The sequence below is a fragment of the Microbacterium sp. Ag1 genome (genome assembly GCF_001005635.1).
Taxonomy (GTDB): domain Bacteria; phylum Actinomycetota; class Actinomycetes; order Actinomycetales; family Microbacteriaceae; genus Microbacterium; species Microbacterium oxydans.
The window spans coordinates 197,577-209,928 of sequence record NZ_LBCR01000028.1 but is presented as its reverse complement, the minus strand read 5'-3'; the positions used below and the strand labels follow the sequence as shown (position 1 = coordinate 209,928).

The 12,352-nt window shown below is 68.9% G+C and carries 9 protein-coding genes; 2 read left to right on the top strand and 7 right to left on the bottom strand.

Going from position 1 to position 12,352, the window contains the following annotated elements; genetic code table 11:
* Positions 1-15 precede the first annotated feature (15 nt).
* Positions 16-2,814 (top strand): hypothetical protein, encoded by a 2,799-nt coding sequence (locus AAY78_RS08480; RefSeq protein WP_046747861.1) that lies wholly within the window; start codon positions 16-18, stop codon positions 2,812-2,814.
* A 26-nt stretch (positions 2,815-2,840) separates the two neighbouring features.
* Here the strand turns inward: AAY78_RS08480 and poxB are convergent, their stop codons facing one another.
* Positions 2,841-4,565, bottom strand: coding sequence for a ubiquinone-dependent pyruvate dehydrogenase (poxB, locus tag AAY78_RS08475; RefSeq protein WP_046747860.1), 1,725 nt, complete (start codon positions 4,563-4,565; stop codon positions 2,841-2,843).
* Positions 4,566-4,740: 175 nt separating this feature from the next.
* On the opposite strand from poxB, the gene AAY78_RS19905 reads away from it, so the two are divergent.
* Entirely contained in the window at positions 4,741-4,911 is a 171-nt protein-coding gene (locus AAY78_RS19905) for a hypothetical protein (protein WP_164734110.1), read from the top strand.
* A gap of 22 nt (positions 4,912-4,933) precedes the next feature.
* Here AAY78_RS19905 and AAY78_RS08470 read toward each other — a convergent pair whose 3' ends face one another.
* From AAY78_RS08470 to AAY78_RS08445, 6 genes are all read right to left on the bottom strand, one after another.
* A complete protein-coding gene (locus AAY78_RS08470; RefSeq protein ID WP_046747859.1) occupies positions 4,934-5,371 on the bottom strand; it encodes a pyridoxamine 5'-phosphate oxidase family protein in 438 nt (145 codons plus the stop codon).
* A gap of 111 nt (positions 5,372-5,482) precedes the next feature.
* Entirely contained in the window at positions 5,483-6,847 is a 1,365-nt protein-coding gene (locus AAY78_RS08465; protein WP_046747858.1) for an NAD-dependent succinate-semialdehyde dehydrogenase, read from the bottom strand.
* Between the two features lie 99 nt (positions 6,848-6,946).
* Positions 6,947-8,413 (bottom strand): NAD-dependent succinate-semialdehyde dehydrogenase, encoded by a 1,467-nt coding sequence (locus AAY78_RS08460; RefSeq protein ID WP_046747857.1) that lies wholly within the window; start codon positions 8,411-8,413, stop codon positions 6,947-6,949.
* Between the two features lie 22 nt (positions 8,414-8,435).
* Positions 8,436-9,983 carry an APC family permease gene (locus AAY78_RS08455; protein ID WP_046747856.1) on the bottom strand — a complete coding sequence of 516 codons (1,548 nt, stop codon included), beginning with the start codon at positions 9,981-9,983 and terminating at the stop codon, positions 8,436-8,438.
* Positions 9,983-10,867: a universal stress protein gene (locus AAY78_RS08450; protein ID WP_045264684.1), complete on the bottom strand. Its 885-nt coding sequence runs from the start codon at positions 10,865-10,867 to the stop codon at positions 9,983-9,985. The genes AAY78_RS08455 and AAY78_RS08450 overlap by 1 nt, the downstream gene beginning before the upstream one ends.
* A complete protein-coding gene (locus AAY78_RS08445; protein ID WP_046747855.1) occupies positions 10,867-12,249 on the bottom strand; it encodes a flavin monoamine oxidase family protein in 1,383 nt (460 codons plus the stop codon). The genes AAY78_RS08450 and AAY78_RS08445 overlap by 1 nt, the downstream gene beginning before the upstream one ends.
* Between the last annotated feature and the right edge of the window lie 103 nt (positions 12,250-12,352).

Here is a 12,352-nt window from a genome sequence, read left to right as displayed (position 1 = left end):
CGAAAGGCTCTGTCCATGGCACGTCCGAAGAAGCGCTTCCAGCAGCTGATCGAGGAGATCGATCGCACTCCCTGGGGTCCCGCAGAGCAGGCTCTGGTCTCCGAGGCAGTGGCCCTCGCGGTGGAGATCGGCGACGAGCGGCTCGAGTACGAGGCCAGGATGCGCCAGACGGCCTCGGCGAACATGAACGGTGCGACCGACGTCATGCTGAACTCGTTCGCGTGGTGCCTCGCTCATCACGACGCGGACCCGCAGCGCTTCCCCGCCGACCTCGACAACGGCGGCGCCGATCTGATGTGGCAGTTCAAGTGGATGGCCTCGTCGCTGAGGTCCTCTCCGGCTTTCTCCCAGGAGCAGATCGCCGCCGTCCTCGACGACATGGAGTCTCACTACCGTGCCGCAGGTCTCGGCGTCAGCGGTGTGCTCACGGCTCGTTTCGAAGACGCCTGGGATGCCGGACGCATGGACGAGGCCGAGGCGCTCCGCGTGCAGCTCGAGGCCACGCCGCGCGACGACCACAGCCACTGCGACGCGTGCGGACGCAGCCAGTTCGCCGGATTCTTCGCCGACACCGATCGCGACGCCGAGGCGATCGTGTTGGTCGAGGAGATGATCGAAGGCGGCTTCTCCTGCGGCGAAGAGCCGGAGCACGCCCTGTCCCGCGTGCTGCTCCCCTATCTGCGCGCCGGACGTCTCGAGGAGGCGAAGACAGCCCACCTGCGCAGCTACCGCCTCGCCAAGGACAACCCGGACAACCTGCGCATCGTCGCCAACAACATCGTGTTCGCAGCCGTCACCGGGAACGAGGCACGTGCTCTCGCCCTGGTCGAGAAGCACATCTCCTGGCTCGCGCACGACGGCCTGAACGTCGACGCGCACTTCGCCGCTCTCGCCGCCCTCGCCGTGGCGCTCGACCGCGTCACGGCAGCCGGGCACGGCGACACCCCGGTGCGCGGAGCCGACTCCCCCGCGCTCGTGCCGTTCTTCGGCGAGCACGACGGCGCCTGGGGCGCGGCCGACCTGGCTGCCGCCTCGTGGGCCGCCGCCGAGCGGATCGGCCGAGGCTTCGACGAACGCGACGGTACCGAGGGCCACGCCCGCAGCCTGCAGCGGATGCGTGGACTCGCGAAGGAGAGCTACGACGTGCCGATCCGGTCCGACGCCTTCATCACCCCTGCTTCCACCACCGCCCCGGTCGACGCAGAGGGCTGGTTCGAGCGCGCCATGCAGCTCGCGCAGTTCGGCGCCGAGCACGAGACGCTCGAAGCCCTGCCCCGCGCCCTCGAAGTCGAAGATCCCGCCAAGCGCGCCCAGCTGCTGTCCATGCGGCTGGGGATCCTGGTCGCACTGGAGCGCGCGGACGAGGCCCTGCAACTGCTGCCGGAGCGCATCGCCGCACTCCGCGCCGCTGGGCACGAGGCGCAGGCCGACCTCGAGGAGCGCATCGGACTCGCGACATTCGGCCTGAACACGCCGGAGACGACCGCCGCTCTGGAAGAGGAGATCGGCGCATCGGACGAGCTTCCCGCGTGGACGCGCGGTGACCTCGCGATCAGCCGCGCGGCCCTGCACCTGCAGTCCGGCGAGCCGGACGCCGCGCTGGACCACGCGGAGGTGGCCGCCCGGTCATTCGCCGAAGCGGACGACACCCGCCTGACGAACACCACGACGCTGGTGGCCATCTCGGCCGTGCTGAGCAAGGGCGATCTCGAAGCCGGCAGCGCGTTGCTGGACCGCTTCCTCGCCCAGGACGACGTCAGCACGGGGCACCGGGCGCAGGCCCTGCAGACCCGCGCACGCGTGCGCGGTGGCACCAGCTCGTATGCCGAGGGGGCGGTCGACGCCGACGAGTCCTGCCGCCTGCTCGCCGAACTGGGGGCGACCCGTGCGCTCGGCGACGCCCATCTGCTCGCCGGCGCGCTCTGGGAGGACGCCGACGAGCCGGAGAAGGCCGTCTCGCGCTATCGCCTCGCCGCTCGCCTCGGCGGCGACGCGGGAGGCGACACGACCGGACTGGACTTCCGACTCGCCCGCGCCATGCTGCGGGTCGGTGATGCGGAGGAGGCCGCCGAGCTCTTCGGAGATGTGCTGCAGCGCGAGGAGGAGGCCGACGTCCCCGCCGGTTCTCGAGCGATGACCGCTTCGATGCTCGCCCGCGCATTGAGTGCGGCCGGGGAATTCGGCCAGTCGGTGGGCGCCCACGGCTACGCCTCCGAGTTGTTCGGGCAGGCCGAGGAGCACGCCGAGCAGGCGATGGCGATGACCGAGCAGGCGAAGATCCTCGCGCGTTTCGACGAGCACGACGATGCGATCGCCCTGCTCGAATCCGCGGCCGAGACCGTCCGACGCGCGCCGGACGCCGTCGGAGCGCTCACCGAGGTGCTGCACAGCCTCGGGCAGGCCTACGGCGGGCGCGGCGACGAGCGGGCGTTCGCTCTCTTCGACGAGGTCGCCGCCCTCGCACAGCAGCACGACGCCGGGTGGCTGCTCGCCGATGTCACCGATTCACGGGCACGCGCTCTGGCTGAGCTCGGACGCATCGACGAGGCCGTGTCGGCCGCGCTCACCGCGGCCGACGGCTTCGCTGCACTGGGAGACCTGGGGGCGGCCGGAAGCTCCGAGCTGTTCGCCGCGCGGGTGCTCGCCGGCAACGACCGCTCAGCCGACGCCGTGCCGGTGTACCGCAGCGCGATCGATCACGCGGCCGGCCACCCGCCGCTGCTGCAGGTCGCGGCCCTCGAACTCGGCAACGTGTTCGAGGCGCTCGGGCGGCACGGCGAGGCCGCCGAGATCCGCGCCCACCTGGAGAGCTGAGCGTCGGATCCCGGCGTGGCGCCGGCTCAGAAGAGCTGGCGCCAGTTCGCCTTCGCGAGGTCGAGAAGCTCGTCCCCGCGTCCGGACATCACGGTGCGGATCGCATAGAGCGCGAAGCCCTTGACCTGCGCGGCCTCGATCGCCGGCGGCATGGACAACTCCTGCCGCTCTGTAACCACGTCGAGCAGGGCCGGACCGTCGTGAGCCAGCACCTCGCGCACGGCATCAGGGAGGTCTTCGCTGCGCTCCACGCGACGGGCGAAGATGCCCATGGCTTCGGCGATCGCGGCGAAGCTGGGGTTGTCCAGTCCTGTGCCGTAGGTGACGAAGCCGGCGGCCTTCATCTCGAGCTCGACGAAGTTCAGCGACGAGTTGTTGACCACGATCGTCTTCACCGGGAGCTTGTTCTGCGTCAGCGTGAGCAGCTCGCCGAGCATCATCGCCAATCCGCCATCGCCCGCGAGTGCGACGACCTGACGGTCGGGGTGGGCGACCTGCGCACCGATGCCGTGCATCAGCGCGTTCGCCATCGAGCCGTGGGTGAAGGAGCCGATCAGGCGCCGGTTCTCGGTCATCGAGAGATAGCGCGCCGCCCACACGGTCGGTGACCCGACATCGGCGGTGAAGATCGCGTCATCGGTCGCGTACTCGTCCAGGAGCCTGGCGAGGTACTGCGGATGGATGGGGCGCTTCCCCTTCGCCGGCACCGCCAGCTCGTCGAGCTTCTTGCGGGTCTTGCGGTAGTGCGCGATCGCGTCGTCGAGGTGACCGCGATCGTCCTTGCGCGCGATCCTCGGCAGCAGCGCCTCGGCCGTGGCCCGGACGTCGCCGACCAGTCCCAGATCGAGCGGATGCCGTTTGCCGAGCTGTGCGCCGCGAATGTCGACCTGGATCGTCTTCGCACCGTCAGGGTAGAACTGCTCGTACGGGAAGTCGCTGCCGAGCACCAGCAGCGCGTCGGCGGCCTCCATCGCGCGGTAGCCGGACGCGAAACCGAGCAGTCCCGTCATCCCGACGTCGAAGGGGTTGTCGTACTCGATGAACTCCTTGCCGCGAAGGGCGTGGACGATGGGAGCACCCAGCTTGTCGGCGAGCGCGATCACCTCGTCGTGGGCGCCTTCGACCCCGGCGCCGGCGAGGATCGTGACGTTCTTCGCCGCGTTCAGCAGCGTCGCCGCCTTCTCGAGCTCTGCGCCGTTGGGGACCACCACGGGGCGGGCGCGCTCGATCACGACGGCGCGGTCGTCGGCGATGTCGGCGAGGGCGACGTCACCGGGGATCACGAGGACGGCGACACCGCGCTCCTCGATCGCTGCGCGCATGGCGATCTCCATCAGGCGCGGCATCTGCTTCGGGTCGGCGACATACTCCACGTACACGCTGCACTCGCGGAAGAGCTCCTGCGGGTGCGTCTCCTGGAAGTACCCGGTGCCGATCTCGGTCGTGGGGATGTGCGCGGCGATCGCGAGCACGGGGACGCGGGAGCGGTTCGCGTCGTACAGGCCGTTGATGAGATGCAGGTTGCCCGGCCCGCAGGAGCCCGCGACCACGGCGAGCTCGCCCGTGGTGGCGGCATCGGCGGCGGCGGCGAAGGCGGCGGACTCCTCGTGCCGCACATGCACCCAGCGGATCGTGCCGTCCTTGCGGAGCGCGTCCGTGAAGCCGTTCAACGAGTCCCCGGGAATGCCGTAGACACGGTCGATCCCGTTGGCGTGCAGAGTCTTGACGATGTTCTCAGCGACGTTTGCCATGCTTCGACCCTACGCCCGGGGGGGGCGCGAGGCTCGTCCGGACCCGTGACAGATGTCACCCGAAATGGCGACGTCTGGCACTGTCTCCACAACCGCACTCGATCTAGCCTCGGACCATCAGAAGAACCGGAGTGCTGTACCGATCCGGAGCAGTACGGCAAGGAGAGGAACTCCCATGAACGAATTCGCCATCGGGGACACCGTGCAGATCACTGGACCGACGATGACAGGCAATGTCGGGACGGTCGTCTCGATCGACGAGAAGCGGGGGAAGTTCCTCGTGCGGATCACCGATGTGACCCAGAACTACTTCACCCCGACCGACCTGAAGCTCTTCTCGGCCTGACGGTTCTCGGCCTGACGGTCAGTCAGTACTCCTGGGGCCCGTCGAGCTCCGGCTCGGCACTGCGACGGAAGGCCCGCCCCGAAACCGACGTCGGGTCGATGCGCACGTAGACGCGTTTGAGGGTGGGGATCCATGGGCGGAGGCCGGCCGCATCCGCCCTGTGCACGTCGGCGTCCGATTCCAACGCACTCGCGTGGCCCCGCACGATCACGCTCCAGGCGTCCGTGTCGGTGTGGTCATCGACCTCGAACAGCACATCGGTGTTCACCGTGAGCTCGAACAGCTTGCTGCCGGGTGCGGTGCGGAACAGGATGCCGTCCCCGTCGACCACGAAGTTCACGGGGAAGATATCGATCGTCTCCCCCACGTGGGTGACGAGCCGGCCGAGCTCCTGCGTGCGGAGCCGCTCCCAGCTCTGTTCGGTGGTCAGCGTCTCGATGGGATCGGTGTGTGCGCTCATGCGGCCATTGTCCCTCACCCGGTGTCCCCGCCGACAGGGCGTCCGTCCCGCAACACGAGGCGGGCATGCGGACGGCCCCTCGCGCTCTGCGAGGGGCCGTCCGTCGCACGCTCAGCCGATGCGGATGAGCTTCTTGTTGACGAACTCGTCTGCGGCGAGGTGTCCCAGCTCACGGGCGGTGCCGCTGCGCTTGACGCCGCCGAAGGGCAGTTCGGGGCTGTCCGCCAGCACGAGGTTGACGTAGACCATGCCCGCCTCGATCTTGTCGGCGACGCGCTCGGCCTGCTCCGCATCCGTCGTGAAGACGTACGAGCCGAGCCCGAACGTGGTGTCGTTCGCGAGCTCGACCGCTGCGTCCTCATCCGCCACGCGGTAGACGACGGCTGCCGGTCCGAAGAGCTCCTCACGGTAGACGTTCATCTCCGGCGTCACGTCGGCCAGCACGGTCGGAGCGAAGAACGCACCGTCGCGGGTGCCACCCGTGAGCAGCGTGGCGCCCTGCTCGACGGCCTGATCGATCTGCTTCTGCAGGTTCTCCGCCGCGGTCTCGGACGACACCGGACCGAGCACCGTGTCGTCGCGCATGGGGTCGGTCGCCTCGACCGCGGCCATCGCCGCCGTGAACTTCTCCACGAACGCGTCGTAGAGACCGTCGACGACGATGAAGCGCTTGGCGCCGTTGCAGGCCTGGCCGTTGTTGTCCAGACGCGCATCGACGCCGGCCTGGACGGTGGCGTCGAGGTCGTCGGTCGACAGCACGATGAAGGGGTCGGAGCCGCCCAGCTCGAGCGCGACCTTCTTGAGGTTGCGGCCCGCGATCTCGGCGACCGCGGCGCCTGCGCGCTCGGAACCGGTGAGCGAGACGCCCTGCACGCGCGGATCGGCGATCATGGTCGCGATCTGCTCGTTCGTGGCGAGCACGTTCTGGTAGGCGCCCTTCGGGAACCCGGCGTCGTGGTAGATCTTCTCGATCGCGGTCGACGACTCCGGGCACTGCGGTGCGGGCTTGAGCAGGATCGTGTTGCCCACGACGAGGTTGGGCGCGGCGAAGCGCACGATCTGGTACGCCGGGAAGTTCCACGGCATGATGCCGACGAGCGGACCGAGCGAGGAGCGGCGGATGATGGCCGACCCCTCCCCCAGGATCGCGATCGGCTGGTCGGCCATGATCGACTCCGCCTGGTCGGCGTAGTACTCGGCGATGTCCGCGGCGAAGTCTACCTCACCGAGCGCGGCCTCGCGGGGCTTGCCCATCTCGCGCACGAAGATGTCCGCGAGCTCCTCGCGGCGCTCGCGGTGCAGCTCGGCCGCACGGCGGACGAGGGCAGCGCGCTCTGCGACCGTCGACGAACGCGACCACCCGCGGTGGGCTTCGTCGGCCGCGGCCACGGCCTCTTCGATCTGAGCGTCGGTGAAGGTGTCGAAGGACGCCAGCGTCTCTCCGGTGGCGGGGTTGATGACGGCGTAGTCGGTCATGGTTGTCCTCTCGTGTGCGGGTCCCTTCGACAGGCTCAGGGACCCAGGCCGTTCGGGTGGGGTGGGCCCTTCGACAAGCTCAGGGACCCACCCGGAAGGTCAGGAGACCGGGATCAGCGTGTACTTGGTGGACAGGTACTCGTGGATGCCCTCGAAGCCGCCCTCGCGTCCGACGCCGGACTGCTTGACGCCTCCGAAGGGTGCGGCCGCATTCGAGACCACTCCCACGTTGAGACCCATCATGCCGGTCTCGAGCCCGTCGATCATCCGCTGCCCGCGCTGCAGGTTCTCGGTGAACACGTACGACACGAGCCCGTACTCGGTGTCGTTCGCCAGGCGCACGGCCTCTTCCTCGGTCTCGAAGGTCGCGATCGCGAGCACCGGTCCGAAGATCTCCTCGCGGAGGATCGCGCTTCCGGCGACCACGTCGGTGAGCACGGTGGGCTCGTAGAACGTGCCGGTGCCCTCGACGGCCTTGCCGCCGGCGAGCAGGGTCGCACCGCGTTCGACCGCATCGTCCACGAGCTCGCCGGCCTTGGCCACGGCGTCCTCGTCGATGAGCGGTCCGATCGCCACGCCCTCTTCCGTGCCGCGGCCGATCTTCATGCCGTTGACGCGCTCGGTCACGCGCTTGGCGAATTCCCCGGCGACGTCCTTGTGCACGATGAAGCGGTTCGCGGCCGTGCAGGCCTGGCCGATGTTGCGGAACTTCGCGGCCAGCGCACCGTCCACGGCCTTGTCGAGGTCGGCGTCGTCGAACACCACGAACGGAGCGTTGCCGCCCAGTTCCATCGACACGCGCAGCACGCCTTCGGCCGCCTGGGCGATGAGCTTGCGGCCCACCTCGGTCGACCCGGTGAAGGAGAGCTTGCGCAGGCGCGGGTCGGCGATGATGGGCGCCGACAGCGCACTCGACTTCGACGTCTGCACGACGTTCACGACACCGGCGGGAAGGCCTGCCTGCTCGAGCAGCGAGACGAAGTACATGGTCGTCAGGGGCGTGAGTGCCGGGGGCTTGATCACGACGGTGCAGCCCGCTGCGAGTGCGGGGGCGATCTTGCGGGTGGCCATGGCGAACGGGAAGTTCCACGGCGTCACGAAGAACGACGGTCCGACCGGGCGCTGCGATACGACCATGTGGCCGGTGCCCTCGGGGTTGATGCCGTAGCGACCGCTGATGCGCACGGCCTCCTCGCTGAACCAGCGCAGGAACTCCCCGCCGTAGCCGACCTCGCCACGTGCTTCGGTGAGAGGCTTGCCCATCTCGAGCGTCATGAGAAGGGCCAGATCCTCCTTGTGCTCCTGCACGAGGTCGAAGGACTTGCGGAGGATCTCGCTGCGCACGCGCGGAGCCGTCGCGGCCCAGGCGTCCTGCGCGGCGACTGCGGCGTCGAGGGCGCGGATGCCGTCGCCGGGCGTCGCGTCGGCGATGGTGCGGATCACGGAACCGGTCGCGGGGTCCTTCACATCGAAGGTGCCGCCGGTCTCGCCGTCGATCCACTGGCCCCCGATGAAGAGTCCGGTGGGGATGCTGTCCAGGAGCGCCTGTTCGGTCTGAGTGCTCATGATTCTCTTTCTGTGAGGAGGGCTAGGAGCGCTTGCGTCGACTGGGCGGTGCGTCGATGCCCAGGGTCTGTCCGCGGAAGAAGGCGGGCCGTCTGATCGCGTTCCAGATCATGACGACGATGCCGACGACGATGATCAGCATTCCGAGGATGAACACGATGCCGACCCCGCCGATCTGCGAGCCGGAGCCGTAGGCCGGGTCCATCGAGTCGATCAGCGTGGTGAAGAACAGCACCGCGAGGATCGCGCCACCGACCAGCGGGAACAGGAACGTGAAGAAGAAGTTCCGCGTCGAGTCGAACCACTGCTTGCGGAAGTACCAGACGCAGGCGAATGCGGTGATCCCGTAGTAGAAGCAGATCATCATGCCGAGCGTCAGGATGGTGTCCCACAGCGTGTCCTCGCTGACGATGCGCATCACGGCGTAGAAGGCCGATGCCACGATGGCGGAGGCGATGGTCGCGTACCCCGGGGTGAAGAACCGCGGGCTGACCTTCGCGAACGACTTGGGCAGTGCGCCGTAGTGCCCCATCGCCAGCAGGGTGCGCGCGGGACCCACGAACGTGGACTGCAGCGACGATGCCGAACTGGTCAGCACCGCGAGCGACACGAGGAACGCGAGCGGGCCGAGGATCGGGCCGGAGAGGTGGAAGAACACGTTCTCCTGGATGTCCTCGTTGCCGAGGCCCAACGCTCCGGTGCCGACGCCGGCGAACATGATCATCGCGACCGCCAGCAGCAGGTACAGGGAGACGATCATGAGCACCGTGACGGTGGCGGCACGCCCCGGGGTCTTCTCCGGATCCTTGGTCTCCTCGTTCATGGTGAGGGTGACGTCCCAGCCCCAGAATATGAAGATCGACAGGGAGAGGCCGGCGGCGACGGCGCTGAACGACGAGATCGCGAACGGGTTGAACCAGCCGAGGTCGAACGGCTGGTAGTCGAAGCCGTTGCCGTTCACCGCCTGCACGATCGCGGCCCCGGCGAAGAACAGCAGCACGAGGATCTGGAAGCTGACGAGCCAGTACTGCAGCTTCTGCGTCGTCTGCATGTCGCGGTACGAGATCCACGTCGCGCCGAGCATGAACAGCAGGCACACGCCGATGTTGATCCAGGTGACGCTCGCGAGGGAGGCGATGTCGGGGTTGCCCGTGATCTGCGAGATCAGCAGGAAGAGGAAGTCCACGGCGATGCCCGCGAGGTTGGACAGCACGAGGATCGTGGCGACGACGAGGCCCCAGCCGGCCATCCAGCCGACCCAGGGACCGAAGGCGCGGGCCGCCCAGGTGAACGACGTTCCGGAGTCGGGCATCCGGTTGTTGAGCTCGCGGTAGCCGAAGGCGACCAGGAGCATCGGGATGAACCCGACGAGGATGATCGCCGGGATCTGGGACCCGACGGTGGAGGCCACGGGTCCGACGGCCGCCGTGAACGTGTAGGCGGGCGCGATGCACGAGATGCCGATCACGACCGCGCCGATCAGGCCGACCGTTCCGGCGCTCAGGCCCTTGGTGGAGATCCCGGTGGTGACGCCGGATTCGGGCTCCGTCGCCCGGTGGGTGCTGCTCATCAGCGTTCTCCTGCTTCGTTGCGGGTGCGCGGGACGACGATCATGGGGACGGGCAGAACGTGCAGCATCTTCGCCGCCGTGGAGCCCAGGAACAGTCGGCGCGGCTGTGCCAGCCTGCTCGATCCGACCAGGATGACCTCACCGGGAAGCCAGGAGAGGTTCGCGACCGCATCCTCGACCGTGTCGCCTGGGGCCTTCTCGACCGCGGCGGTGCGCCCGTCCGGAAGGAGCTCGGTCGCCATCGCGAGAACCTCTCGACCGTGCGTGTCCCCTACGGTGCGGATGGCTCCCGTGTCGAGGCCGGGTGGCACGTCGAACGGCACGAGGGAGACGAGTCGCAGATCGACACCGCTGTCTCCGGCGAGCGACACCGCTTCGTCGAGCAGCGCGTCCGCGCCCGGCCGTGAGCCGACCGCGACCGTGACACGCGGGATGACGTGGTCGTCCTGCTGCGCCGTGCCGACGGGTGCCAGGGCCACCGGGATGGTCGACGAGTGCAGCAGCTCGGAGGCCACGCTGCCGAGACGGTGGCGTCCGAAGATGCCGCCGCCCGCCGCGCCGATCACGATCAGACGTGCGCCGAACTCCTCACCGGCGGCGATGAGCCCCTCGGCGAAGGACTCGGAGAAGCGGACGTGTCCGCTGCGGATCAGCTCCTGCGGCAACCGGACGACGGCGTCGCCGAGCCACTTCTTGGCCTGCGAGCGGATGTGCTCCTCGTAGGCGCGCTCCGGCGGCACCGCGGCGCTGCGCGTGCCCTCGTTGGGCAGCACGATCACCAGGTGCAGGGTCGCTCCCAGGCTGCGGGCGATGCGTGCACCCAGCGCTGCGGCATCCGCTCCCGCGTCCGTCGCCGTGTATCCGACGACGACCGACCCGGTCATCAGCTGCTGCTCTCGACAGCGCCGGCCTCACGACTCGCATCGACGATGTTGGAGGCGACCAGGTGTCCCATCCGGATCGCACCGTCCACGTGCTGATACCCGGCGCCTGCCATGTCGCTGCACGCGAAGTGGATCGGTCCGACCGCGCTGCGCAGGTCCGCGCCGTAGCGGTGCAGGCCGCCCATGTCGAAGCTGGCGGCATAGGCGCCGCGCGTCCACTCCTCGCTGCCCCAGTCGCTCTCGTAGTAGACGACCGGGTTCTTGGCCTCGGGGCCGTAGTAGTGCGACAGCGACTCGAGGATGCGCTCCTTGCGCTCCTCGGCCGAGAGCTCGAAGACACCGTCGGCGTTGGCGTCGGAGACGAAGCCGACCAGGGTGCCACGCTCATCGCCGTGGTTGGTGTTGTCGTAGGCCTCGTGCGACAGTTCGTACGGGCTGAACGCGGTGCCGCTGAGACCCTGCTCGCGCCAGAACGGCCGGTCGTACACGGCGTGCACCTTGATGACGAAGCCCATCGAGAGGTGCTGGTGCAGCTGGTGCTGGCGGCGCGGAAGCGGCGGGTCGAACGAGATGCGGCTGTAGAGAACCGGTGCGTGCGCGAGGATCGCGTGGCGGGCGCGCACGGTGAGCTCGTCGGTGACGGCGACCACACCGGCATCCGACCACTCGAGGCGGCGGACGGGCTGGTTCAACAGCACGTCGTCGCCCAGACGCTCGGCAAGGCGCAGCGGCACCTGCTGGAGACCGCCCACGACGCGCTTGTCGAGGATGAAGTCGGCGTCGACCAGGTTCGAGTAGGAACCGGCGGACGCGGCCATCAGGAGCGACTGCAGGAGCGAGAACGAGTGCGTGGGTTTGGTGAGCATCGCGGAGCCCGTGGCGAAGGCGAGGTTGCGCACGGCCTCGTCGTCGTCGGTCTGCGAACGCAGCCAGGCATCCCAGGTGATGGAGTCCCACTCCTCGGCCTTGGGGTGCGCCCACGGCTGATCGGGGTCGATCTCCGCGACCAGCGCGTCGAGGATGCCGGTGATGCGGGCGATCACGGCCTCGGTCTCCGGCGAGACGGGGAACATCTCCCCCGTGAAGCGGTGGGTCTTCCCGTCGGGTCCGACGTAGACGCTGTCACCCTCGCGGTAACGGCTGTAGGTCTCGAGGCCCAGCTCCTCGATCGTGTCCTTGAGCGCGTCCTGGTCGGGCGAGACCCACTGGCCGCCGATCTCGAGCATGGCACCGTCGATGACGTCGGTCCACAGGCGTCCGCCCACGCGGTCGCGGGCCTCCAGCACGGCGACCGACAGGCCGGCCTTGCGCAGGTCGTTCGCGGCCGTGAGGCCTGCGGCTCCGGCACCGATGATGAGTACGTCGCGGGTGATCTCAGACATCTGCAACTCCTTCGTTGGGGGAAGTAGTGCCGGTCGCGACCCGAAATCCCCCGATTGGGGTCGCGACCGGACAGGGGGTCAGGCCGCGCGGGAGCGCGGCCTG

What these genes read in the sequence shown, in the direction of transcription:
- AAY78_RS08480 (WP_046747861.1), top strand. Translation starts at nt 16, where the DNA reads ATGGCACGTCCGAAGAAGCGCTTCCAGCAGCTGATCGAGGAGATCGAT.
- poxB (WP_046747860.1), bottom strand. Translation starts at nt 4,565, where the DNA reads ATGGCAAACGTCGCTGAGAACATCGTCAAGACTCTGCACGCCAACGGG.
- AAY78_RS19905 (WP_164734110.1), top strand. Translation starts at nt 4,741, where the DNA reads ATGAACGAATTCGCCATCGGGGACACCGTGCAGATCACTGGACCGACG.
- AAY78_RS08470 (WP_046747859.1), bottom strand. Translation starts at nt 5,371, where the DNA reads ATGAGCGCACACACCGATCCCATCGAGACGCTGACCACCGAACAGAGC.
- AAY78_RS08465 (WP_046747858.1), bottom strand. Translation starts at nt 6,847, where the DNA reads ATGACCGACTACGCCGTCATCAACCCCGCCACCGGAGAGACGCTGGCG.
- AAY78_RS08460 (WP_046747857.1), bottom strand. Translation starts at nt 8,413, where the DNA reads ATGAGCACTCAGACCGAACAGGCGCTCCTGGACAGCATCCCCACCGGA.
- AAY78_RS08455 (WP_046747856.1), bottom strand. Translation starts at nt 9,983, where the DNA reads ATGAGCAGCACCCACCGGGCGACGGAGCCCGAATCCGGCGTCACCACC.
- AAY78_RS08450 (WP_045264684.1), bottom strand. Translation starts at nt 10,867, where the DNA reads ATGACCGGGTCGGTCGTCGTCGGATACACGGCGACGGACGCGGGAGCG.
- AAY78_RS08445 (WP_046747855.1), bottom strand. Translation starts at nt 12,249, where the DNA reads ATGTCTGAGATCACCCGCGACGTACTCATCATCGGTGCCGGAGCCGCA.